The sequence below is a fragment of the Pantoea sp. X-Soil-ISGK-355 genome, from assembly GCF_059730805.1.
In genome coordinates this window covers 1,783,532-1,804,476 of the sequence record NZ_AP035971.1, presented here as the reverse complement: position 1 = coordinate 1,804,476, position 20,945 = coordinate 1,783,532, and the positions used below count along the sequence as shown (strand labels likewise).

The 20,945-nt window shown below is 54.7% G+C and carries 24 protein-coding genes and 1 other annotated feature; of the genes, 9 read left to right on the top strand and 15 right to left on the bottom strand.

Annotation, left to right across the window (positions count from 1 at the left end; genetic code table 11):
• Positions 1-7: 7 nt before the first annotated feature.
• The 13 genes from AC6I8J_RS08305 to AC6I8J_RS08245 all read right to left on the bottom strand — a co-directional run bounded on the left by AC6I8J_RS08305 (position 8) and on the right by AC6I8J_RS08245 (position 11,263).
• Positions 8-466: a C40 family peptidase gene (locus tag AC6I8J_RS08305; protein WP_013357687.1), complete on the bottom strand. Its 459-nt coding sequence runs from the start codon at positions 464-466 to the stop codon at positions 8-10.
• Positions 467-534: 68 nt separating this feature from the next.
• A complete protein-coding gene (btuD, locus tag AC6I8J_RS08300; RefSeq protein ID WP_253421741.1) occupies positions 535-1,284 on the bottom strand; it encodes a vitamin B12 ABC transporter ATP-binding protein BtuD in 750 nt (249 codons plus the stop codon).
• Positions 1,285-1,830: a glutathione peroxidase gene (locus tag AC6I8J_RS08295; protein ID WP_222924111.1), complete on the bottom strand. Its 546-nt coding sequence runs from the start codon at positions 1,828-1,830 to the stop codon at positions 1,285-1,287.
• A 50-nt stretch (positions 1,831-1,880) separates the two neighbouring features.
• Entirely contained in the window at positions 1,881-2,864 is a 984-nt protein-coding gene (gene btuC / locus AC6I8J_RS08290) for a vitamin B12 ABC transporter permease BtuC (RefSeq protein ID WP_260058072.1), read from the bottom strand.
• Between the two features lie 200 nt (positions 2,865-3,064).
• Entirely contained in the window at positions 3,065-3,367 is a 303-nt protein-coding gene (gene ihfA, locus AC6I8J_RS08285) for an integration host factor subunit alpha (RefSeq protein WP_003853259.1), read from the bottom strand.
• Between the two features lie 4 nt (positions 3,368-3,371).
• Positions 3,372-5,759 (bottom strand): phenylalanine--tRNA ligase subunit beta, encoded by a 2,388-nt coding sequence (gene pheT / locus AC6I8J_RS08280; RefSeq protein ID WP_161735828.1) that lies wholly within the window; start codon positions 5,757-5,759, stop codon positions 3,372-3,374.
• 14 nt (positions 5,760-5,773) lie between these two features.
• Positions 5,774-6,757: a phenylalanine--tRNA ligase subunit alpha gene (pheS, locus tag AC6I8J_RS08275; protein WP_161735830.1), complete on the bottom strand. Its 984-nt coding sequence runs from the start codon at positions 6,755-6,757 to the stop codon at positions 5,774-5,776.
• 71 nt (positions 6,758-6,828) lie between these two features.
• Positions 6,829-6,954, bottom strand: a sequence feature (Phe leader region).
• Positions 6,905-6,949, bottom strand: coding sequence for a pheST operon leader peptide PheM (gene pheM, locus AC6I8J_RS08270; RefSeq protein ID WP_106120997.1), 45 nt, complete (start codon positions 6,947-6,949; stop codon positions 6,905-6,907). Its footprint overlaps the feature before it by 45 nt.
• Positions 6,955-7,071: 117 nt before the next feature.
• Positions 7,072-7,428 (bottom strand): 50S ribosomal protein L20, encoded by a 357-nt coding sequence (rplT, locus tag AC6I8J_RS08265; RefSeq protein WP_003853267.1) that lies wholly within the window; start codon positions 7,426-7,428, stop codon positions 7,072-7,074.
• A gap of 44 nt (positions 7,429-7,472) precedes the next feature.
• Positions 7,473-7,670: a 50S ribosomal protein L35 gene (rpmI, locus tag AC6I8J_RS08260; protein ID WP_004157374.1), complete on the bottom strand. Its 198-nt coding sequence runs from the start codon at positions 7,668-7,670 to the stop codon at positions 7,473-7,475.
• A gap of 99 nt (positions 7,671-7,769) precedes the next feature.
• Positions 7,770-8,321, bottom strand: coding sequence for a translation initiation factor IF-3 (infC, locus tag AC6I8J_RS08255; protein ID WP_033732471.1), 552 nt, complete (start codon positions 8,319-8,321; stop codon positions 7,770-7,772).
• A gap of 3 nt (positions 8,322-8,324) precedes the next feature.
• Positions 8,325-10,253: a threonine--tRNA ligase gene (gene thrS, locus AC6I8J_RS08250; protein WP_161735832.1), complete on the bottom strand. Its 1,929-nt coding sequence runs from the start codon at positions 10,251-10,253 to the stop codon at positions 8,325-8,327.
• A 248-nt stretch (positions 10,254-10,501) separates the two neighbouring features.
• On the bottom strand, positions 10,502-11,263 hold the full coding sequence (locus AC6I8J_RS08245; RefSeq protein WP_161735834.1) for a DUF481 domain-containing protein: 762 nt from the start codon (positions 11,261-11,263) through the stop codon (positions 10,502-10,504).
• Positions 11,264-11,614: 351 nt separating this feature from the next.
• Here AC6I8J_RS08245 and ghoS point away from each other — a divergent pair, with 351 nt between their 5' ends.
• A complete protein-coding gene (ghoS, locus tag AC6I8J_RS08240) occupies positions 11,615-11,935 on the top strand; it encodes a type V toxin-antitoxin system endoribonuclease antitoxin GhoS (protein WP_222924113.1) in 321 nt (106 codons plus the stop codon).
• Between the two features lie 78 nt (positions 11,936-12,013).
• The gene (locus AC6I8J_RS08235) at positions 12,014-12,907 is read left to right on the top strand and encodes a fructosamine kinase family protein (protein WP_222924114.1); all 894 of its coding nucleotides are present in this window, start codon (positions 12,014-12,016) and stop codon (positions 12,905-12,907) included.
• A 12-nt stretch (positions 12,908-12,919) separates the two neighbouring features.
• Here the strand turns inward: AC6I8J_RS08235 and AC6I8J_RS08230 are convergent, their stop codons facing one another.
• Complete coding sequence (locus tag AC6I8J_RS08230) at positions 12,920-13,456, bottom strand: YniB family protein (RefSeq protein WP_013357676.1); 537 nt, start codon at positions 13,454-13,456, stop codon at positions 12,920-12,922.
• Between the two features lie 149 nt (positions 13,457-13,605).
• On the opposite strand from AC6I8J_RS08230, the gene hxpB reads away from it, so the two are divergent.
• From hxpB to AC6I8J_RS08200, 6 genes are all read left to right on the top strand, one after another.
• Positions 13,606-14,274, top strand: coding sequence for a hexitol phosphatase HxpB (gene hxpB / locus AC6I8J_RS08225; RefSeq protein ID WP_497825250.1), 669 nt, complete (start codon positions 13,606-13,608; stop codon positions 14,272-14,274).
• 174 nt (positions 14,275-14,448) lie between these two features.
• Positions 14,449-15,285, top strand: coding sequence for a 5-dehydro-4-deoxy-D-glucuronate isomerase (gene kduI / locus AC6I8J_RS08220; protein ID WP_161735841.1), 837 nt, complete (start codon positions 14,449-14,451; stop codon positions 15,283-15,285).
• A 16-nt stretch (positions 15,286-15,301) separates the two neighbouring features.
• Positions 15,302-16,063 (top strand): 2-dehydro-3-deoxy-D-gluconate 5-dehydrogenase KduD, encoded by a 762-nt coding sequence (kduD, locus tag AC6I8J_RS08215; protein ID WP_187484101.1) that lies wholly within the window; start codon positions 15,302-15,304, stop codon positions 16,061-16,063.
• 149 nt (positions 16,064-16,212) lie between these two features.
• Positions 16,213-16,803, top strand: a complete 591-nt coding sequence (locus tag AC6I8J_RS08210; protein ID WP_161735843.1) for a metal-dependent hydrolase — start codon at positions 16,213-16,215, stop codon at positions 16,801-16,803.
• A gap of 151 nt (positions 16,804-16,954) precedes the next feature.
• A complete protein-coding gene (locus AC6I8J_RS08205) occupies positions 16,955-18,346 on the top strand; it encodes an L-cystine transporter (protein WP_161735845.1) in 1,392 nt (463 codons plus the stop codon).
• 188 nt (positions 18,347-18,534) lie between these two features.
• Positions 18,535-18,924 (top strand): DUF6515 family protein, encoded by a 390-nt coding sequence (locus tag AC6I8J_RS08200; RefSeq protein WP_222924116.1) that lies wholly within the window; start codon positions 18,535-18,537, stop codon positions 18,922-18,924.
• A 66-nt stretch (positions 18,925-18,990) separates the two neighbouring features.
• Here AC6I8J_RS08200 and osmE read toward each other — a convergent pair whose 3' ends face one another.
• Positions 18,991-19,326, bottom strand: coding sequence for an osmotically-inducible lipoprotein OsmE (gene osmE / locus AC6I8J_RS08195; RefSeq protein WP_010245718.1), 336 nt, complete (start codon positions 19,324-19,326; stop codon positions 18,991-18,993).
• Positions 19,327-19,629: 303 nt separating this feature from the next.
• Here osmE and AC6I8J_RS08190 point away from each other — a divergent pair, with 303 nt between their 5' ends.
• Entirely contained in the window at positions 19,630-20,832 is a 1,203-nt protein-coding gene (locus AC6I8J_RS08190) for a multidrug effflux MFS transporter (protein WP_497825249.1), read from the top strand.
• The last annotated feature ends 113 nt before the right edge of the window (positions 20,833-20,945 follow it).

Below are 20,945 nucleotides of genomic sequence, written 5' to 3'. Positions count from 1 at the left end.
CCTGCTGTTAAATACGGCGAGCCTGCCAGAACACTTTTCGCCAGTAGACATTGTCGAGTGAGGAGCGAATGACGCCCTGACTCGTCGAGGCGTGGATAAAAGCGTTATCGGTATCATAGATGCCCACATGCAGGCCATTTTCACCGCGTCCGGTTTTGAAAAAGACCAGATCGCCTGGCAGCAGTTCATCTTTGCTGATGCGGGTGCCAATATCGCTTTGGGCTGAGGTGGTGCGCGGCAGTTGCAGTGCAAATTTATCGCGGAAGGTCAGATAGACAAAGCCGGAGCAGTCAACACCGTTACGACTCATGCCGCCATAACGATAAGGGGTACCGCGCCAGTGACCGAGCTGATCGTTCAGTTCCGCTATCACGGTGATTGAATCGGAAAGACGACCATTAATCGGCGGAGCGTGATGACTGCATCCCGTCAGCAGCAGAACTAAAATCAGCAAACCCAGGCGCATCGCCAAATGTCCTTATCAGAAGTTGCAACCGGCATAATGTAGCGGTAAAGCCCGCCAGGTAGCAAGTATCAGGGCAGAACGGTCAGCAGCGTGCGTCCTTCAAGCTCAATCTGCCGGAATGCAATCTGGTAGAGCGGTGTCAGGCGCTGCGGCGTCAGAACCTTTGAAGGTTCGCCCTGCGCGATCACCTGCCCGCTATCCATCAGCCAGACCCTGTCTGCCTGTTGCAGGCTGTGGTTAAGATCGTGACTGCTGGCGATTACGCTGATCCCCGACGCGCACAGCGCTGCAATCAAATCGTCCACCGCTTTTTGCTGGGCGATATCCAGCGCCGTCAACGGCTCATCAAGGATCAGCAGCCGCCCGTGAGGATTGATGTGAGGATCAATCTGAGCACAGACGGCTGCCAGCCGGACGCGCTGCCATTCCCCGCCGGAGAGCCGGGTCAGTGAACGCGATAACTTATCCTGCAGCTGAAGCCGCTGCAGCAGCATGCTGAGACGGGCATCGGCCTGCGGCCCCGCCGATTTAAGATGAAGACGCAGATAGTGCCAGATCGGCATCTGACTCAGGGGTGCCTGCTGCTGTGGCAGCCAGCCGCGCACCCTGGACAGTGCCGCACCGTTCCAGTTACTTAGCAGCTGTTCATCCAGCAACACCCTGCCAGAGGCGGATTGCAGCCCCGCAATGACACTCAGTAAGGTACTTTTACCGGCTCCGTTCGGGCCTGCAATGTGAAGCAACTGACCGGCGGCAAGTTCGCCGGTCAGGGGCAGCAGCCGTCCGGGGACGGCGGCCTGTTGCAGGCGCAACAGCATCTATTTTGCCAGCGCCTGTTTAATCGTTTCCAGAATGATGGGATCTTCCGGCGTCATGTCTGGTGCAAAACGCTGGATCACACTGCCGTCACGGCCAATCAGGAACTTTTCGAAGTTCCACAGGATGTCGCCCTGCTCTTTCGGCGCGCGTCCTTTACTTTCCATACGCGCGTAAAAGCCGCTGCCTTCAGGACGCACCGCGTCAGGTCGGGCCGCAATCAGCTGTGCATAGAGCGGATGACGCGCCGGGCCATTAACCTCGGTTTTGGCAAACATCGGGAACGTCACGCCATAGGTGGTACTGCAGAAGGTTTTGATCTCCTCACTGCTGCCCGGTTCCTGCTCCAGAAACTGATTGCAGGGGAAGCCGAGTACGCTGAAACCCTGATCCTGCCAGGCTTTCTGCAGGTTCTCCAGCTCTTCGTATTGCGGCGTCAGACCACATTTCGAGGCAACGTTGACGACCAGCAGGACTTTGCCCTGCCACTTTAACAGCGTGGTTTTTTCCCCGTCGAGCGTAACCAGTTCAGTCTCATAAATGTTCATGCTTTTTCCTGTAATGGATGCGGTTGTGGATACAGAGTAGCCAGCCGAAGCTAGCGCGAAGATTTCACCAGTAAAATAATAAACAGTGGCGCGCCCAGTGTCGCCGTCACGACGCCTATCGGCAACTCCGCTGACGTCAGTGCCAGACGCGCCACGATATCGGCTGCCAGAAGCACCGCCGCGCCCGCCAATGCCGATGCCGGCAGCAGATAGCGGTGATCGCTGATGCCGCTCAGGCGCAGCAGATGCGGGATGACCAGCCCGACAAAGCCGATAGCGCCGGCCATCGCGACGCTGATGCCGACCAGCCAGCCCATGGCCAGCACCAGCAGGTTACGCCAGTAGAAGAGTGACAGCCCGAGCTGACGGGCGGAGGTCTCGCCCAGAGCCAGCAGATTGAGAATCGGCCCGGTCGCCCCCAGCGCCAGCATCACCGGCAGCAGTGCCAGCATCATCCAGCCATAGCGCCAGTCAATGCCGCTGAATCCCCCCATCATCCAGTACATCAGCTGACGCAGATCGAGGCTGGTGCTGAAGTAAACCGCCCAGGTCATGATGGCACTGCAGATAATCCCCAGCGCCACGCCGGTCAGCAACAGCCGGGTGACCGAGAGCTGACGATGAGCAAAATGCAGCAGGATTAGCGTAATAATCAGCGCGCCGGCCATCGCCGCCAGCCCAAGGCTCCACAGCGAGCCGCTGCCCAGCAGCATGCCGAGCACCAGGCCGATACCGGCACCATTCGAAACGCCGAGCAGGCCCGGCTCCGCCAGGGGATTGGTAAACAGCGCCTGCATCACCACGCCGCATACCGCCAGTGACGCGCCCACCAGGACGACAGCCAGACTGCGGGGCAGCCGCAATTGCCACACAAAGAGCTGTCCGCTATCGCTGAACCACGCAGAGGGCGCGATCCAGCTGTCTCCAGCACAGAGGCTGAGACAAAGCAGTGCAGCGAGCATAAGGGCGAGCGCAATCAGCCACTTCTGGCCGCGTTGACCGGCCTGGCGTGCGAACGTGTCGAGCAGAGACATAAGCGGGATTAGCTGAGAAAACAGTGATTTGATTGTAGAGAGATTGGTGAAAAAAGAAAGGCTGAAAGGGGCTCTGCGCCAGGCTGTTGTGGGCATTGACGGGCGCGGGAAGCGGGATCCTGGCTTACTGAAACCCTGAAAGCTGCTTACCGGAACCATGAAAAAAGGCCGCTTGCGCGGCCTTTTTGAAACGCTGAAATTCAGTCAGTCTCTTTGGGTGTAGCGTTCTCTACGCGGCTTTTCAGCTTCTGTCCTGGGCGGAACGTTACTACGCGACGCGCAGTAATCGGAATATCTTCACCCGTTTTCGGGTTTCTGCCAGGACGCTGGTTCTTGTCACGCAGATCAAAATTACCAAACCCAGACAGTTTGACCTGTTCTCCATTTTCCAAAGCGCGACGTACCTCTTCGAAAAACAGCTCTACTAACTCTTTGGCATCGCGTTTGCTCAGCCCGAGTTTCTCAAACAGGTACTCTGACATCTCAGCTTTTGTAAGCGCCATAGGTTCAATCCCTCAAGGTTGCCTGGAATCGCTCTTTTAATGCCGCAACGCATTTGCCAACGGTCGCGGCAATCTCCTCTTCTTCGAGTGTCCGGCTGGTATCCTGCAAAATCAGGCTGATTGCGAGGCTCTTGAAGCCCTCAGAAACGCCCTTACCGCGGTACACGTCAAACAAGTTTACGCCAACTACCTGATTTACGCCAACTTTCTTACACTCCGCAATGATATCTGCTGCAGGGACGTTTTCAGCCACTACAACGGCAATATCACGGCGGTTCGCCGGGAAGCGAGAAATCTCGCGCGCGTCAGGCAGGACGCGGTCTGCGACCTTATTCCAAAGCAGTTCAAAGACTAAGGTGCGGCCATTGAGATCAAGCTTACGTTCCAGCTCAGGATGAACAACGCCGATAAATCCGATATGTTCATCACGTAAATAAATCGCCGCGCTCTGTCCTGGATGCAACCCCGGATTCGCCTCAGCCCGGAAGCTGATCTCATCCAGTTTGCCGGTTAAATCGAGCAGCGACTCTAAATCGCCTTTCAAATCATAGAAGTCAACTGTCTGACGCGCCAGATCCCAGTGCTCTTCAACGCGGTTGCCGCTGATGACGCCAGCCAGCATAAGATCCTGACGAATGCCCAAATCCGCCTGCGTATCTGGCACAAAGCGTAAGCCGCTCTCAAACAGACGTACACGGCTCTGCTGACGGTTCTGGTTGTAAACCACCGCACTGAGCAGACCGGTCCAGAGTGACAGACGCATTGTCGACATATCGCTGGAGATCGGGCTTGGCAGTAGCAGCGCCTCTTCACCTGGATGCAGCAGCTGCTGGATTTTCGGATCAACGAAACTATAAGTAATTGCTTCCTGATAACCTTTATCTACCAGCAGGTTTTTGGCGCGTTTCAGCGACAGATCCGCTTCACGGTGATGGGTCATCACCAGACCCGCCTGTACCGGCACATCAGGAATATTGTTGTAGCCATAAATACGGGCCACTTCTTCGACCAGATCTTCTTCAATGGCCATATCGAAGCGCCAGCTCGGTGCGACGGCCTGCCACTGCCCTTCACCTACAGTCACGTCACAGCCGAGACGCGTCAGAATGTCGGTAACCTGCTCATCTGCAATCACGTGACCAATCAGACGATCCAGCTTTTCGCGACGCAGCGTGATCGTGGCGGGTACAGGCAGCGCTGACTGATGAGTCTGATCGATAATCGGGCCCGCTTCACCGCCGCAGACAGACAGCAGCAGCTGAGTGGCACGCTCCAGCGCAACGTGTTGCAGTGCCGGGTCAACGCCACGCTCGTAGCGATGTGATGCGTCGGTATGCAGACCGTGACGACGAGCGCGACCAGTGATAGAGAGCGGATCGAAATAAGCACACTCAAACAGGATGTTCTGCGTTTCGCCGTTCACACCCGAATGTTCACCACCAAAGATACCGGCCATCGCCAGCGCTTTATGATGATCGGCGATCACTAAAGTATCACTCTGCAGGGCGGCTTCCGTACCATCCAGCAGCGTCAGCTTTTCGCCCTCTTTCGCCATACGCACCACGATACCGCCATCAACACGGTCAAGGTCGAAGGCGTGCATCGGCTGACCCAGCTCCAGCAGAACGTAGTTGGTGATATCGACGACCGGATCGATAGAGCGAATGCCGCAGCGACGCAGCTTCTCTTTCATCCACAGTGGCGTAGCAGCCTTAACGTTAATCCCTTTCACGACGCGGCCCAGATAGCGCGGGCAGGCTTCTGCCGCGTCAACCTGAATCGGGAACGTGTCGTTAAGCGTCGCCGCGACCGGCTGCATCTCCGGTACGTTCAGCGGCAGGCCGTTGAGCACGGCAACATCACGGGCGATACCGATCAGACCCAGACAGTCGGCGCGGTTAGGCGTAACGCTGATTTCGATAGTGTTGTCGTCCAGCTGCAGATAAGCGCGGATATCGGTGCCAACCGGCGCATCCGAAGGCAGTTCGATGATGCCGTTGTGATCGTCGGAAATACCCAGCTCAGAGAACGAGCAGAGCATTCCTTCAGAGGGCTCGCCACGCAGTTTGGCCGCTTTGATTTTGAAATCACCTGGCAGCACAGCGCCTACGGTCGCGACGGCGACTTTCAGTCCCTGACGGCAGTTCGGCGCGCCACAGACGATATCCAGCAGGCGATCGCCGCCCACGTTGATTTTGGTGACACGCAGCTTGTCGGCATTAGGGTGCTGGCCGCACTCGACTACTTCACCGACCACAACGCCGTGGAACGCACCGGCAACCGGCTCAACCCCGTCCACTTCCAGACCGGCCATAGTAATTTGTTCAGACAGCGCAGCGCTGTCCAGGGCTGGATTTACCCATTCGCGTAACCAGAGTTCACTGAATTTCATTGGATATCCTGCCCTTACTTAAATTGTTTGAGGAAACGTAAATCATTTTCGAAGAAAGCACGCAGGTCAGTCACGCCATAGCGCAACATGGTCAGACGCTCCATGCCCATACCAAAGGCGAAACCAGAGTAAACTTCCGGATCGATGCCGACATTGCGCAGCACGTTAGGGTGCACCATGCCGCAACCCAGCACTTCCAGCCACTTGCCGTTTTTACCCATAACATCCACTTCTGCCGATGGCTCAGTGAACGGGAAGTAAGAAGGACGGAAACGAATCTGTAAATCTTCTTCGAAGAAGTTGTTCAGGAAATCGTGCAGCGTGCCTTTCAGGTTGGTAAAGCTGATGTTTTTATCAACGATCAGCCCTTCCATCTGATGGAACATCGGCGTGTGAGTCTGGTCGTAATCGTTACGGTAGACGCGGCCTGGCGCAATAATGCGGATAGGCGGCTGCTGAGCCTGCATGGTGCGGATCTGCACGCCAGAGGTCTGAGTACGCAGCAGACGCGTGGCGTCGAACCAGAAGGTGTCGTGATCGGCACGTGCCGGGTGGTGCGCAGGAATATTCAGCGCATCGAAGTTATGATAATCATCTTCAATTTCCGGCCCTGTTACCACGCCAAAGCCTAACTCGCCAAAGAAAGTCTCAATGCGATCCATGGTGCGGGTGACCGGATGCAGACCGCCATTCTCAATACGGCGACCCGGCAGCGAGACATCAATGGTCTCTTCCGCAAGACGGGCATTCAGCACGGCGGATTCCAGGGCATCTTTGCGTGCATTCAGGCGCTCAGTGACCTGCTGCTTCGCTTCGTTGATTACCGCACCTGCTGCAGGACGCTCTTCTGCTGGCAGCTCGCGTAACGTCGTCATCTGCAGTGTCAGATGTCCTTTCTTACCCAGGTATTCGACGCGCACCGCGTCAAGGGCGGCGATATCCGTCGCCCCGTCGATGGCCGCCGTGGCGCTGGCCACCAGTTCTGCGAGTTGGGACATAATTTCCTCTTTTTCCAGTCAGGCTGGTCAGTTCTCGTTGGGACCTGCCGGTCCAATATGCTAGCGCCAGAAACAAAAAAGCCTCCACGAGGGAGGCTTTTAGCGCGGTTTTTCGTTTCTTCTCTTATGCGCAAAAGCCCCCGAATGTCAGGCGCTAAAGTAAAAAAAGAAACGGAAAATAGCAGCATTCATGCTTGCGGTTACCTTGTCATGCGATACAGGGGGTCTATTGAAAAGCTCTGCGACGAAAATGTCAATCTTTTGCGTAGGTTACAGGCAATAAAAAAGGGAGCAAGCTCCCTTTTTCATCTGACTTACGCCAGGGCTGATTTCGCTTTTTCGACCAGTGCAGAGAATGCCACTTTGTCGAATACTGCGATGTCGGCCAGGATCTTACGGTCGATCTCAATGGCTGCTTTTTTCAGACCATTGATGAAACGGCTGTAAGACATGCCGTTCTGACGTGCCGCTGCGTTGATACGCGCGATCCACAGCTGACGGAACTGACGCTTACGCTGACGACGGTCACGGTAAGCATACTGACCAGCTTTGATAACAGCCTGGAAAGCAACACGGTAAACACGTGAACGTGCACCGTAATAGCCTTTAGCTTGTTTTAAGATTTTTTTGTGACGTGCGCGAGCAACTACACCACGTTTTACACGAGCCATTTAGCTCTCCTGTTTAATATTCTGAATTAATGAAAAAAATTTACTTATGCGTACGGCAGGCAGGCAATAACCAGACCCAGATCGCCTTTTGACACCATGCCTTTAGGGCGCAGGTGACGTTTACGCTTAGTAGATTTTTTAGTCAGAATATGACGCAGGTTTGCGTGTTTACGCTTGAAGCCGCCAGAAGCGGTCTTCTTGAAGCGCTTAGCCGCGCCACGTACAGTTTTAATCTTTGGCATTTTAAAAATATCCACTTCGCATTGTTAATAACATGACCCAGACAGGCGAACAGATAACCGCACGGCGCGAACGCTGCGCGGCTATTGCTACTTGAAAGCCTACTGTTTCTTCTTAGGAGCGAGCACCATGATCATCTGGCGGCCTTCGATCTTCGAAGGGAAGGATTCGACAATGGCCAAATCCAGATCTTCACACAGGTCTTTACGGACGCGGTTAAGCACTTCCATACCGATCTGCTGGTGCGCCATCTCACGACCGCGGAAGCGGAGCGTGATTTTGGCTTTATCGCCATCTTCCAGAAAGCGAATCAGGTTGCGTAGTTTGACCTGATAGTCGCCATCATCGGTTCCAGGACGGAATTTGATTTCCTTAACCTGAATAACTTTTTGCTTCTTCTTCTGTTCCTTAGAAGATTTGCTTTTTTCATAGAGGAACTTGCCGTAATCCATAATACGGCAGACCGGCGGTTCGGCATTCGGGCTGATTTCGACTAAGTCGCCGCCCGCTTCCTCGGCTTTTTCCAGAGCTTCGCGTAATGTGACAATGCCAATCGGCTCGCCATCCATGCCCGTTAAGCGCACTTCAGTTGCGCGGATTTCACTGTTAATTTTGTTCGGACGCGTCGGTAGTACTCGTTTTCCGCCTTTAATACTTTATTCCTCCAATTGGTGAAGATTTCGGCTGCGAACCTCTTGTTGCAACTTCTCAACAAACAGATCGACATCCATCGTTCCCAGGTCTTTACCACGGCGGGTGCGAACGGCAACTTTGCCTGATTCCACCTCTTTATCACCGCAGACCAACATATAAGGGACGCGACGTAGTGTGTGCTCGCGGATTTTAAAGCCTATCTTCTCATTTCTCAAGTCTGCCTTCACACGAATGCCAGCATTCTGCAGCTTACGCGTCAAAGACTCAACATATTCCGCTTGTCCGTCGGTAATATTCATTACCACAACTTGCAGCGGTGCCAGCCAGGTTGGGAAGAAACCGGCGAACTCTTCGGTAAGAATACCGATGAAGCGCTCCATCGATCCCAGAATCGCACGGTGAATCATCACTGGCGTCTGACGGTCGTTGTTTTCACCTACGTAGGTTGCTTCAAGGCGTTTTGGCAGGGAGAAGTCTAGCTGAACTGTTCCGCACTGCCAGGCGCGATCAAGACAATCGTACAAAGTGAACTCAATTTTAGGGCCGTAGAACGCGCCTTCGCCGGGCTGGAACTCAAACTCAATGTTGTTTTCGTTCAACGCGGCGGCCAGGTCTTCCTCGGCACGATCCCACATCTCATCTGTACCGATGCGCTTCTCAGGACGGGTGGATAACTTCACCACAATCTTTTCAAAGCCGAAGGTGCTGTACATGTCATAGACCATGCGGATACAGCTGTTCACTTCGTCACGCACCTGCTCTTCTGTACAGAAGACGTGTGCATCATCCTGGGTAAAGCCGCGAACGCGCATCAGACCGTGCAGCGCACCTGATGGCTCATTACGGTGACAGCTACCAAACTCTGCCATACGCAGCGGCAGGTCACGGTAGGATTTCAGACCCTGATTAAAGATCTGAACGTGTCCAGGACAGTTCATCGGTTTGATGCAGTATTCACGGTTCTCAGATGAGGTGGTGAACATGGCTTCTTTATAGTTTTCCCAGTGCCCGGTTTTTTCCCACAGGACACGGTCCATCATGAACGGACCTTTAACTTCCTGGTACTGGTACTCTTTTAATTTGCTGCGGACAAACACTTCCAGCTCGCGGAAGATGGTCCAGCCGTCATTATGCCAGAAGACCATACCGGGGGCTTCTTCCTGCATGTGATAGAGATCCAGCTGCTTACCAATCTTACGATGGTCACGCTTCGCCGCCTCTTCCAGACGCTGCAGATAGGCTGCCAGCTGCTTTTTGTCGGCCCATGCGGTGCCATAAATACGCTGCAGCATTTTATTGCTGCTGTCGCCGCGCCAGTAGGCACCGGAGATCTTCTGCAGTTTAAAATGATGGCAGAACCGCATGTTCGGCACGTGCGGACCGCGGCACATGTCGACATATTCTTCGTGATGATACAGGCCAGGCTTATCGTCATGGCTGATGTTTTCATCAAGAATGGTGGTCTTGTAGATTTCGCCGCGCGCCGCAAAGACGTCGCGTGCTTCCTGCCAGCTGACTTTTTTCTTCACCACATCGTAGTTGGTTTCAGCCAACTGATGCATGCGTTTTTCCAGCAGGTCGATATCTTCCTGGGTCAGGGTACGATCGATGTCGACATCATAATAGAAGCCGTTATCAATGACCGGGCCAATCGCCATTTTGGTATCCGGCCACAGCTGTTTAATGGCGTGCCCTAACAGGTGCGCACAGGAGTGACGGATAATTTCCAGACCCGCTTCATCTTTTGCGGTAATGATCGCGACAGCGGCATCGTCGGTGATGGGATCAACAGCATCAACCAGTTCACCGTTAACGCGGCCAGCGATACAGGCTTTCGCCAGACCTGGACCGATGTCCAGCGCAATATCCATGACACTGACAGGGCGGTCAAACACGCGCTGGCTGCCATCAGGAAGCGTAATTACAGGCATTTCATGTCCTTATTTGCAGTGGTAAGCCACACGAAAGCTTACATGCAACGTAATGTAAAATGAGTGACCTGGCGTGATATCAGACCCACATTGTCGGAATGTCGCCAGGATTGCAGTGCGTAGCGGATGATAGCAGTTTTCGCCGACGAGAAAAACCATCCCCTTTTCGCTAAGCCATGGAGCGAACAAAAAAAAGCGGCCTGACCCACAGTGTCAGACCGCCAGGCATGCCGCAGTTTAAAATGCGCTTACATTGCGTAAGAGAGCATGATTGAGGTTTTGGTGTCGGTACGATCTGGCGCAGACTCAGCCGGATTGTTGTTCCAGGTGACGTTGTAAGCCAGCTTCAGCGCGAAGTGGCTATTGATAGCGACCTGCAGGCCGGTTTCGGAGTTCACTGTGGTGTCTTCACCAAAGCTGCTCAGCACGGATACGCCCTGAATAAATTTGGTGGTGTCGGTCAACTGCCACTGATAGCTCACTGCGCCATAGCCCAGCGCCTTGGTCTGATGACCGCCAGCGTGGTAATCGTCATAACGCACACCCGGACCCAATTCCGCACGCAGCGAGTGCACCGGACCATTCAGAATCTGACGACCGTAACCGGCAGTCAGCACGTCACGTGAATCATAACCATTGAAACGATCGCTTAACCAGCTCGCCTGCCCAAACAGGTAGTCATAGGAGTTGAGGTTATAGCGTGAACGACCACCGATGTTGTACGTCTCTGAAGAGCGTTCATCATTTGACGAGGTGTTCGCTGCGTTACCCCACAAGCTGTAGGCCATAGATGACTGATACCAGGTCATATTGGTCTGAGCCGTCATTGATGAACTGGTGGTGTTACCGGTTTGCGCCAGGTATCCCGCAGCAGCAGAGCCTTCAAATGGCTTCTTAGCCGTGGAAGGGTCATCCATTGAGGTGAATACGGCGTTATCGGCCAGTGCCTGGTGACAAAACGCTCCGGCGGAGAGCAAAAGAACAGCAGACAGCTTGTTATAGGCTTTCATTAAATGTGATCCGTGCGACTGTTTAAAAAACGGAGAGTCTGAAGCGTTTTGCCCGGCATTCAATGCAATTTACGGTAAGTTTTGTAAAAAATTATTAACTTACACAAAATGCCTGGAATCACCCTGACAACCCATGTTAATTGGGACTCATCTTATTAACGTCGCGCATTATAGTGCTGCCCAGATGAAAAGCCAGACGTAACGGCAGAAAGATTTTTACGTCAATGGCAGGGCTCCTGACACTGATTTACGTTATGCGTCACGACAGACATTTAGCATCTCTTTCATAATTCGCCTGAATTTTCACCATAGTCTACGCTCAGTTCAGTTTCTCTTTCCCGGAGGTGCCTCATGAGCAATACGGCCTTAACCCGTTATATCGTGACCTTTCATTATCAGGAGTCGGGATTAAGTGACATCCTGGAGCTGACCAGCGCGATGACCGCCGCCGGTTTCACCACCACGCTGGCTGATGAAAACGGCCATCCCCATGAACTGGGCACGAACAGTTATGGCATCGTCAGTACGCTGGACGCTGAGGATCTGCGACAGCAGGTTGCGGCTGCCGGTGAAAACGCACTGGGTCAGAAACCGGATGTGACTGTCATGACCTTTGAAGAGTATCTGCGGGACACTGCCAGTCATCGCCCCGCCACCTCCGCGCCAGAATAAAAGGTGCAATCACGCTGGTTTTGGTGAATATTCAGGCATCAGCATCGGACTTACGCAGCGAACAACGAGGATAGCCCTATGTGGTCAGCCATCAGTCGTCTGTTAAGCGAGCAGTTAGGCAACGCCGAAATCACTCAACGTCACGCCCTTGCGGGTGGTGATATCCATCCCACCTGGCATATTCGCTACGGTGACCACGATGTCTTCGTCAAAAGTAACAGCCGCGAGATGCTGTCGCTTTTTACCTGGGAAGCCGACCAGCTTGCCTTGCTGGCGCGCACCGGCACGGTTCGAGTGCCAAAAGTGTATGGTGTGGGTCATCATCGCGAGGAGAGCTTTCTCTTGCTGGAGTACATCAGGCCACAGCCGCTTGATGAGCAGCGTGCATATCAGCTGGGTCAGCAGCTGGCGCACCTGCACCAGTGGAGCGAACAGACGCAGTTCGGCCTCGATTTCGACAACAACATCACCACCACGCCCCAGCCTAATAGCTGGCTGCGACGCTGGTCGGTCTTTTTTGCCGAACAGCGCATTGGCTGGCAGCTGCAGCTGGCGGCCGAAAAGGGGATTCAGTACGGGGATACCGAGCTGATCATCGCCTCCGTGCAGCGGGTGCTTGCGTCACATCATCCGCAGCCATCGCTGCTGCATGGCGATCTCTGGCCCGCTAACTGCGCCAGCAGTGACAGTGGCCCCTGGCTGTTCGATCCCGCCTGTTACTGGGGTGATCGTGAGTGCGATTTAGCCATGCTGAGCTGGTACCCTGACCTGCCCCGCCAGATTTACGATGGCTATCAGGCGGTGTGGCCGCTACCGGATGGTTTTTCGCAGCGTCTGCCGGTCTACCAGCTCTACTATCTGCTGAATCGGGCTAACGTGTTTGGCGGACACTGGCCTGGCGATGCGCAGTTCGCCATTGGCCAGTTGCTGGATGAAGATGCGCTCGGCACCCGTCAGGCCAGACCGGCCTGACGGCGTTCACGGTCAGATAAAGCCCAGCAGCGACAGCGCAAAATATCCGGCTATCGCAATCACCACTGGCAGGACGTAAAGCGGGAAAATCTGCAGGAAGATGGTGTGGCGAGGAACGCGCACCTTCTCTTCCAGTTGCTGACGGCTGCGTCCTTCACTGCCCTTTGCCTGCTCCAGAATCATCTGATCTTCAATGCCCTCTTTGACGTGACGTGCCTGCCGTCCCATCCGCGCGCCTGATGACTCCAGCGCCAGTCCGACAAAAATCAGAATGTAGATCAGCCAGAAACCCAGGTTCATCTGACCATTAAATTCCGGTACCGGCGAGTTATGCCAGAAAACGTTCAGGAACGGCGTGTTGAAGCGCAGCATATCGACAATGACATGCACGAAATCAAGCATAACGGCGTCAATACCTGGCTGCTTCTCGCTGTGCTTAAACATAAAGCTCAATACTGAGATAATGGTCGACAGGAGTGCCACTAAAAAGAGCACCCAGCCCACCACGCGCTTAAGGATGGCGATACGGCCAGCCTGTTGATAGGTCATAATATCTCCTGAACCTGGAATCCAATTTGCCGTCAGTCTACCTGCCAACGGAGAAATTTCCCAAATAAAGCGTGGTCAATAGGATGAAGCAGGCGTCAGCAGAGAATGATGTTATGGTTAAACCGACTTTATTTATAAGGAGACCGCTGATGGCCTGGCACCGCCCTGTCCTTGCTGCCCTGTTTGATATGGATGGCTTACTGATCGATTCTGAACCGCTATGGGATCAGGCTGAGCTGGATATCTTTTCAACGCTGGACGTTGACCTGTCACGCCGCAGTGAAATGCCCGATACCCTTGGCCTGCGTATCGATCAGACTGTGCGGATGTGGTACGAAACGCTGCCGTGGCATGGTCCCTCTCAGCAGGAGGTCACTGAGCGGATTATTACGCGCGCCATGACGCTGGTGGATCAGACGCGGCCACTGCTGCCGGGCGTGGAAACGGCACTGCAACTGTGCCGGGAACATGGGCTGAAAATCGGCCTGGCCTCCGCATCGCCGCTAAAGATGCTGGAACAGGTGCTGGAAACCTTCAATCTGCGCCCTTATTTTGATGTGCTGTCTTCAGCAGAAGCGCTGCCCTACAGCAAGCCCCATCCGCAGGTCTATCTCAACGCCGCCGCCAGCCTTGCGATCGATCCGCTCAACTGCGTCACGCTGGAAGATTCGTTTAATGGCATGATCGCGACCAAAGCGGCCCGCATGCGGTCGATTGTGGTACCCGCCGCTGAACACCGTGACGATCCGCGCTGGGCGCTGGCGGATGTCCGGCTGGACAATCTGACACAGCTTAGCCTGCAGCATCTGCAGGGATAATAAACAGCCCGCGCATAGCGGGCTTTTTTTTGCCCACTGCGCCTGCCAGTTGATCTACCCCGCAAAAAATAAAACAACGTTTCATTTTTATTGAATTCCCCTCCCGCTCTGCCTAAGATGCCCGAAGCGTCCCCATTCGGGGCATGAATAACCTGACCTGCAGAGAGGCCTGAGATGGACATTCGCCAAAGCATTCACAGCGATCACGCTAAACAACTCGACACTGACGCGCTGCGCCGCGAGTTTCTGATTGAAACGATTTTTTCCGCTGACAATTACACCCTGACCTACAGCCACATCGACCGCATCATCATTGGCGGCGTGATGCCGGTTAATAAGCCAGTCATTATCGGTGATGAGATGGGAAAACAGCTGGGCGTCAGTTACTTTCTTGAACGCCGCGAGCTTGGCATGATCAACATTGGCGGCCCGGGTCTGGTCGAGGTTGACGGTAAAGCCTGGGAGATCGGTCACGAAGAGGCGCTTTACATCGGCAAAGGTGCGCGCAACCTGCAGTTCCGCAGCCTGAACCCTGCACAGCCGGCCAAATTCTATTACAACAGTGCGCCAGCACACAGCACCTTCCCGGACAAGAAAATCACGCTGCAGGACGCAGCAACCGCGACGCTGGGTGATGCCGCGACCTCCAATCGCCGCACCATTAACAAATTTATCGTGCCGGATGTGTTGCCCACCTGCCAGCTCACCATGGGCTTAACCAGACTGGATGAAGGCAGCCTGTGGAACACCATGCCCTGCCACACCCACGAACGCCGCATGGAAGTCTATTTCTACTTCGATATGAGCGAAGAGTGCGCCGTCTTCCACATGATGGGGCAACCGCAGCAAACCCGCCATCTGCTGGTACACAACGAGCAGGCGGTGATCTCACCCAGCTGGTCAATTCACGCCGGTGTCGGCACCCAGCGTTACACCTTTATCTGGGGCATGGTGGGTGAGAATCAGGTCTTTGATGACATGGACCACGTCAAAATCAGTGAACTGCGCTGAGCAGAGGAGAAATACCATGGTACTGAGTACGTTTAACCTGGAAGGTAAAGTCGCGCTGGTGACCGGCTGTAATACCGGTTTAGGGCAAGGTATGGCGCTGGGCCTGGCCCAGGCGGGTTGTGATATCGTCGGCGTTAACCGTGATGGCCCGGATGATACCCACAGTAAAGTGGAGGCGCTGGGTCGCCGGTTCTGGCCGGTGCAGGCCGATCTGATGCAGACCAGCGTGGTGGCCTCAGTGGTTGAACAGGCGCTGGCCGCTGCCGGTAAAATTGACATTCTGGTCAACAATGCCGGCATTATCCGCCGTGAGGACGCACTGAATTTCAGCGAGCAGGACTGGGATGACGTGATGAATCTTAACAGCAAGAGCCTGTTTTTCCTGTCGCAGCAGGTTGCCCGTCAGTTTATCGCGCAGGGTAATGGCGGCAAGATCATCAATATCGCCTCCATGCTCTCCTTCCAGGGCGGTATCCGGGTGCCCTCTTATACGGCGTCGAAAAGTGCCGTGATGGGTCTGACCCGTCTGATGGCGAACGAGTGGGCAAAACATGGCATTAACGTCAATGCCATCGCTCCCGGTTACATGGCCACCAACAATACGGAACAGCTTCGCAATGATGAGTCGCGTAGTGAAGAGATTCTGGGGCGTATTCCGGCAGGCCGCTGGGGCGTGCCTGATGACATGATGGGGCCGGTAGTTTTCCTGGCCTCTTCCGCATCTGACTACGTGAATGGCTATACCCTGGCGGTAGATGGCGGCTGGCTGGCACGTTAATCTTTCTGGCAGAACGGGCGGGCAGTGTTTCATCGCTGTCCGCCTTGTTAAAAATATTCATGCTTCGTTACAGCGTCACATGTTCTCATTTACTGGATAAATCCCTATACTGGATGCATCGACAGCTTTCTTTGCAACCAGGTTCTATCATGACGGGCGAAGGCCACATTATTTTTGCCATTGCCAGCGCTATCTTTGCGAAGCGTGCTGAGCTGACACCCGTACTGGCGCAGGCCGACTGGTGGCATCTTGTTCCCTCAGCCCTGCTGACATGTCTGTTGCCCGATATCGACCACCCCAAATCTTTGCTGGGACAGCGACTACGCTGGCTTTCTCATCCTATTGCGCGCGCGTTCGGTCATCGGGGCTTTACCCATAGCCTGCTGGCGGTGGCCGCCGGTTTATGGCTTTTTCAGATAAACCTGCCCCAGTCGTCGCCAATACCGGCAGACGTACTACAGGGTCTGACGCTGGGCTACCTCAGTCATATTGTGGCCGATATGCTGACACCCGCCGGTGTTCCGCTGCTATGGCCCTGCCGCTGGCGCTTCCGCCTGCCGATTCTGCGCAGTCAGAAAGGAAACCAGCTTGAGCGGGCATTGTGTCTGGGACTGGTCGGCTATGCGCTGTGGTTCCCGGTCGGCATGCCATATTTTGGTGCAAACGGCTGGCCGGCTCAGCTGTTTGATACGCTACAAAATGGCGTCAGTCGATTAATTTCCAGTCATACTGCGCAATAAATCCGCACAAAACACCATTAAGTTATAAACCATGCCATTTGGATATAAGGCACCCTCTGCACCTGCTGTTACCATTCCTGCTGTCTTAATTCGTGATTAACATTATGCGGCTTTCCCGGGTGGGAAAGCCGCATTACTCTGGAGTTTCAGCATGGACCTTCCTCTTACGCTTAATATCGTGGCCTTTGTGGTGCTGCTGGTATTACTCTCCCGCTTCAGCCGTCAGAACTGGAGCCTGTCGAAAAAAGTGCTGACCGGTCTGGTGATCGGCGTGCTGTTCGGCCTGGTTTTGCAGTTGATCTACGGCGAAAACAGCGCAGTGGTAAAAGAGTCTATCAGCTGGTTTAACATCATCGGTAATGGCTATGTCCAGTTGCTGCAGATGGTGGTGATGCCGCTGGTGTTCGTTTCAATTCTGAGCGCGGTTGCCCGTCTGCATAATGCCTCGTCACTGGGGAAAATCAGCGTACTGACCATTGGTGTACTGCTGTTTACCACCGCAATTTCGGCGCTGGTTGGCGTGTTCGTGACCGGCCTGTTTGGTCTGAGCGCGGAAGGTCTGGTACAGGGTGTGCAGGAAACCGCGCGTCTGAGTGCGATCCAGAGCAACTATGTCGGCAAGGTCTCTGACCTGAGCGTGCCACAGCTGGTGCTCTCCTTTATCCCGAAAAACCCGTTTGCCGATCTGACCGGCGCCAGTCCAACCTCCATTATCAGCGTCGTCATCTTTGCCGCCTTCCTGGGTGTCGCTGCCCTGCAGTTGCTGAAAGATGATGAAGTGAAAGGTCAGCGCGTGCTGGTCGCAATTGATACGCTGCAGTCGTGGGTTATGAAGCTGGTTCGTCTGGTAATGAAGCTGACCCCCTACGGTGTGCTGGCGCTGATGACCAAAGTGGTTGCCGGTTCTAACCTGCAGGACATCATCAAGCTGGGCAGCTTTGTGGTCGCCTCTTACCTGGGTCTGGCCATCATGTTTGGTGTTCACGCCCTGCTGCTGTCGGTGAATGGCATCAACCCGCTGCGCTTCTTCCGTAAAGTGTGGCCGGTGATCACCTTCGCCTTCACCAGCCGCTCCAGCGCAGCGAGCATTCCACTGAGCGTAGAGACGCAGACCCGTCGTCTGGGCGTACCTGATTCGATTGCCAGCTTCGCGGCCTCCTTTGGTGCCACAATTGGACAGAATGGCTGTGCCGGCCTCTATCCAACCATGCTGGCCGTGATGGTTGCGCCAACGGTTGGAATCAACCCGTTTGATCCGCTGTGGATTGCCACCCTGGTTGGGATAGTGACGCTGAGCTCCGCAGGCGTGGCCGGTGTCGGCGGTGGTGCCACCTTTGCCGCCCTGATTGTTCTGCCTGCAATGGGCCTGCCTGTCACCCTGGTGGCGCTGCTGATCTCCATTGAGCCGCTGATTGATATGGGTCGTACGGCACTGAACGTTAACGGTTCCATGACCGCCGGTTCCCTGACCAGCCGCTGGTTAGGTCTGACCGATAAGCGCGTACTGGAAAGTGACGACAACGCCGAGCTGGCGCATCGTTAATCTGCTGTAAACCTGGCGCGCCCGCGCCAGGTTATTTCCGCCCTGCCTCTCCATAATCCTCCCCATTGATGGCGACGCCGTTAAGAAAGCGTTAAGCATGGTAAACAGGCGAAAAATCGCCGCTTTAATGCTTGTCTTTGCCCGGCAAAAAGCGAATTCTGCATCCAGTCTTATGAGGAGGACATCCGATGAAAAAAATTATTGCCTCGCTTCTGACGCTGGCGCTGTTGACGCCCGCGCTGGCTTTCGCCCACCCTGGCGACTGGGGCCCGGGTGGATGGGGTCGACATGGCGGACCCGGCCCCCACTGGGGCGGTCCTGGCCCGGTGCGTTTTTTACCTGAAGCCGCTACCGCGGTGCTGATTGGCGGACTGACCTACTACCTGCTGAACGGCAGTTATTATCAGCGTCACGGGGATGAATATGTGGTGGTCGAACCGCCAGCCGGGTCGCGGGTCAGCAATGAAATGCGGGTACTCGACTTTAATGGTAAACGTTTTTATGTGCAGGATGGCCACTACTACCAGCGGCAGATAGACGGTGATTATGTTGAGGTGCCACGTCCGGCAGGATTGTAATCCGCGCCACAACGAAAAACGGCCCGTCATGACGACGGGCCGTTTGCTATTCAGGAGTGCTACGTGTTACTGCTGAACCTGCGGATCGGTGTCATATTCCGCACAGCTCTGGAAGCCGTAGTTCATCACACGGCCAGTATCGTTGTAGCTCACGAAGTAAGTCTGTGCTTTACCGTCGCGCTGGCCCAGTACGTAAGTCTGGCAGGTGCCGCGCGCGTGAACCATGGTGATTTCAGTAGACGGCGTACCGGCGATCTGACGAACCTGATCACGGGTCATACCTTTTTTAACATCCTTAACAACTGGCTTAGTCACGTAGCTTTCAGCACGATCGTAAGTCGTACAACCAGACAGTGCAGCCAGCGTCAGCGCCGCAGCGATACATCCCATCACTTTATTCATCTTGTTGTTCCTCATTTATTGTCCATGTGGAAACAAGCCTGGAACATAAATGCTGATTTATCAAGTTTATGAGTAACAATTCGTGGCATGGTAAACGTCAGGATATCGTAAAGAAGGCTGTTTTGCTGTCAACGCAGACGTATACTTCCCCGCAAAACAGACACGCCGTAACGACCCGTTTTCAGACTCATCGGCCATCATCTATGAGGGCGTTGATCAGTGTGATAGCTGCGTAACGGGTCTCTGTAATTTACTGACTTACCTGCTTTCTGTTCACCCCATCGCTGACGAATCCGAGGATAAATGACCCCTGTACACGCCAACCGCCTGGTTTACGCCATTACGCTCGGCCTGCTGGCCGCACTGGGCCCGCTCTGCATCGATCTCTATCTGCCTGCCCTGCCACAAATGGCGCAGGATCTGCACACTGAAACCGCAACCGCGCAGCTAAGTCTTACCGCCGGTCTGTTGGGTCTGGGCGTTGGACAGCTGCTGTTTGGTCCAATGAGCGATAAGTTCGGCCGCTTGCGTCCGCTGACCCTGTCACTGGGGCTGCTGTTTATCGCCTCGATGGGCTGTGCACTGGCGCAGGATATTAACCAGCTGCTGCTGGCACGACTGTTCGAGGGACTGGCCGGTGCAGGTGGTGCGGTATTGTCACGGGCGATTGCGCGAGATATGTACAGCGGTCATGAGCTGACGCGTTTCTTCGCGCTGCTGATGCTGGTCAACGGCCTGGCACCGATTGGCGCACCGGTACTGGGCGGTGTGCTGATGACGATAGTCAACTGGCGCGGCATCTTTATGGTGTTGGGCGGCATAGCCATTCTCCTGATTCTGCTGGCACGCTGGAAGCTGCGTGAAACGCTGCCAGAAGAACGGCGCAGTAAAGGATCGATTTTCTCCGCCTACGCAGCGCTGGGTCAGGTGATAACCCATCGCCCCTTTATGGGCTTCTGCCTGACCCAGGGATTTATGATGTCCGGCATGTTCGCCTACATCGGTGCCTCACCGTTTGTCCTGCAACAGCTTTATGGCCTGTCGCCTCAGGCCTTCAGCTTCTGTTTTGCGGCCAACGGATTTGGTCTGATCATTGCCTCGCAAACCAGCGCCCGCCTCTGTCCACTTTGGGGCGAGTATCGGGTGTTGAAAGGCGGGCTGACGCTGGCCTTTGTCGCCTCCAGTCTGCTGCTGCTGGCCGCGCTGTTACATGCCCCGTTAGCGCTACTGCTGGTGGCACTGTTCTTTACCATCGCCAGTAATGGCGTGATCGCCACCACCGCCTCATCACTGGCGATGCAGAGTCAGGGCCACCGCGCGGGCAGCGCCTCCGCAGTGATTGGCGTCACCATGTTCACCCTGGGCGCGGTTACCGTGCCGATCACCGGCATCGGCGGTACCTCGGTACTGAGCATGTGCGCCACCATTTTTGGCTGCTTTATGATGGCAATTCTGATGTTCAGCCTGCTGGCCAAAAAACCGCTGCCGCGGGTAAAAACTCACTGATTTCGCAATGTTAAGCCTTAATCAGTTGCCGCTTAAGCTTGTTGTTTTGGCGAAGGCACGTTAGCTTTATTAAAACGTTCGCATTAAGCCGACAGGCCACTGACCTGAGGAGA

Bases quoted from the DNA above. Each gene is read 5' to 3' on its own strand.
- AC6I8J_RS08305 (WP_013357687.1), bottom strand. From the start codon at position 466: ATGCGCCTGGGTTTGCTGATTTTAGTTCTGCTGCTGACGGGATGCAGT.
- btuD (WP_253421741.1), bottom strand. From the start codon at position 1,284: ATGCTGTTGCGCCTGCAACAGGCCGCCGTCCCCGGACGGCTGCTGCCC.
- AC6I8J_RS08295 (WP_222924111.1), bottom strand. From the start codon at position 1,830: ATGAACATTTATGAGACTGAACTGGTTACGCTCGACGGGGAAAAAACC.
- btuC (WP_260058072.1), bottom strand. From the start codon at position 2,864: ATGTCTCTGCTCGACACGTTCGCACGCCAGGCCGGTCAACGCGGCCAG.
- ihfA (WP_003853259.1), bottom strand. From the start codon at position 3,367: ATGGCGCTTACAAAAGCTGAGATGTCAGAGTACCTGTTTGAGAAACTC.
- pheT (WP_161735828.1), bottom strand. From the start codon at position 5,759: ATGAAATTCAGTGAACTCTGGTTACGCGAATGGGTAAATCCAGCCCTG.
- pheS (WP_161735830.1), bottom strand. From the start codon at position 6,757: ATGTCCCAACTCGCAGAACTGGTGGCCAGCGCCACGGCGGCCATCGAC.
- rplT (WP_003853267.1), bottom strand. From the start codon at position 7,428: ATGGCTCGTGTAAAACGTGGTGTAGTTGCTCGCGCACGTCACAAAAAA.
- rpmI (WP_004157374.1), bottom strand. From the start codon at position 7,670: ATGCCAAAGATTAAAACTGTACGTGGCGCGGCTAAGCGCTTCAAGAAG.
- thrS (WP_161735832.1), bottom strand. From the start codon at position 10,253: ATGCCTGTAATTACGCTTCCTGATGGCAGCCAGCGCGTGTTTGACCGC.
- AC6I8J_RS08245 (WP_161735834.1), bottom strand. From the start codon at position 11,263: ATGAAAGCCTATAACAAGCTGTCTGCTGTTCTTTTGCTCTCCGCCGGA.
- ghoS (WP_222924113.1), top strand. From the start codon at position 11,615: ATGAGCAATACGGCCTTAACCCGTTATATCGTGACCTTTCATTATCAG.
- AC6I8J_RS08235 (WP_222924114.1), top strand. From the start codon at position 12,014: ATGTGGTCAGCCATCAGTCGTCTGTTAAGCGAGCAGTTAGGCAACGCC.
- AC6I8J_RS08230 (WP_013357676.1), bottom strand. From the start codon at position 13,456: ATGACCTATCAACAGGCTGGCCGTATCGCCATCCTTAAGCGCGTGGTG.
- hxpB (WP_497825250.1), top strand. From the start codon at position 13,606: ATGGCCTGGCACCGCCCTGTCCTTGCTGCCCTGTTTGATATGGATGGC.
- kduI (WP_161735841.1), top strand. From the start codon at position 14,449: ATGGACATTCGCCAAAGCATTCACAGCGATCACGCTAAACAACTCGAC.
- kduD (WP_187484101.1), top strand. From the start codon at position 15,302: ATGGTACTGAGTACGTTTAACCTGGAAGGTAAAGTCGCGCTGGTGACC.
- AC6I8J_RS08210 (WP_161735843.1), top strand. From the start codon at position 16,213: ATGACGGGCGAAGGCCACATTATTTTTGCCATTGCCAGCGCTATCTTT.
- AC6I8J_RS08205 (WP_161735845.1), top strand. From the start codon at position 16,955: ATGGACCTTCCTCTTACGCTTAATATCGTGGCCTTTGTGGTGCTGCTG.
- AC6I8J_RS08200 (WP_222924116.1), top strand. From the start codon at position 18,535: ATGAAAAAAATTATTGCCTCGCTTCTGACGCTGGCGCTGTTGACGCCC.
- osmE (WP_010245718.1), bottom strand. From the start codon at position 19,326: ATGAATAAAGTGATGGGATGTATCGCTGCGGCGCTGACGCTGGCTGCA.
- AC6I8J_RS08190 (WP_497825249.1), top strand. From the start codon at position 19,630: ATGACCCCTGTACACGCCAACCGCCTGGTTTACGCCATTACGCTCGGC.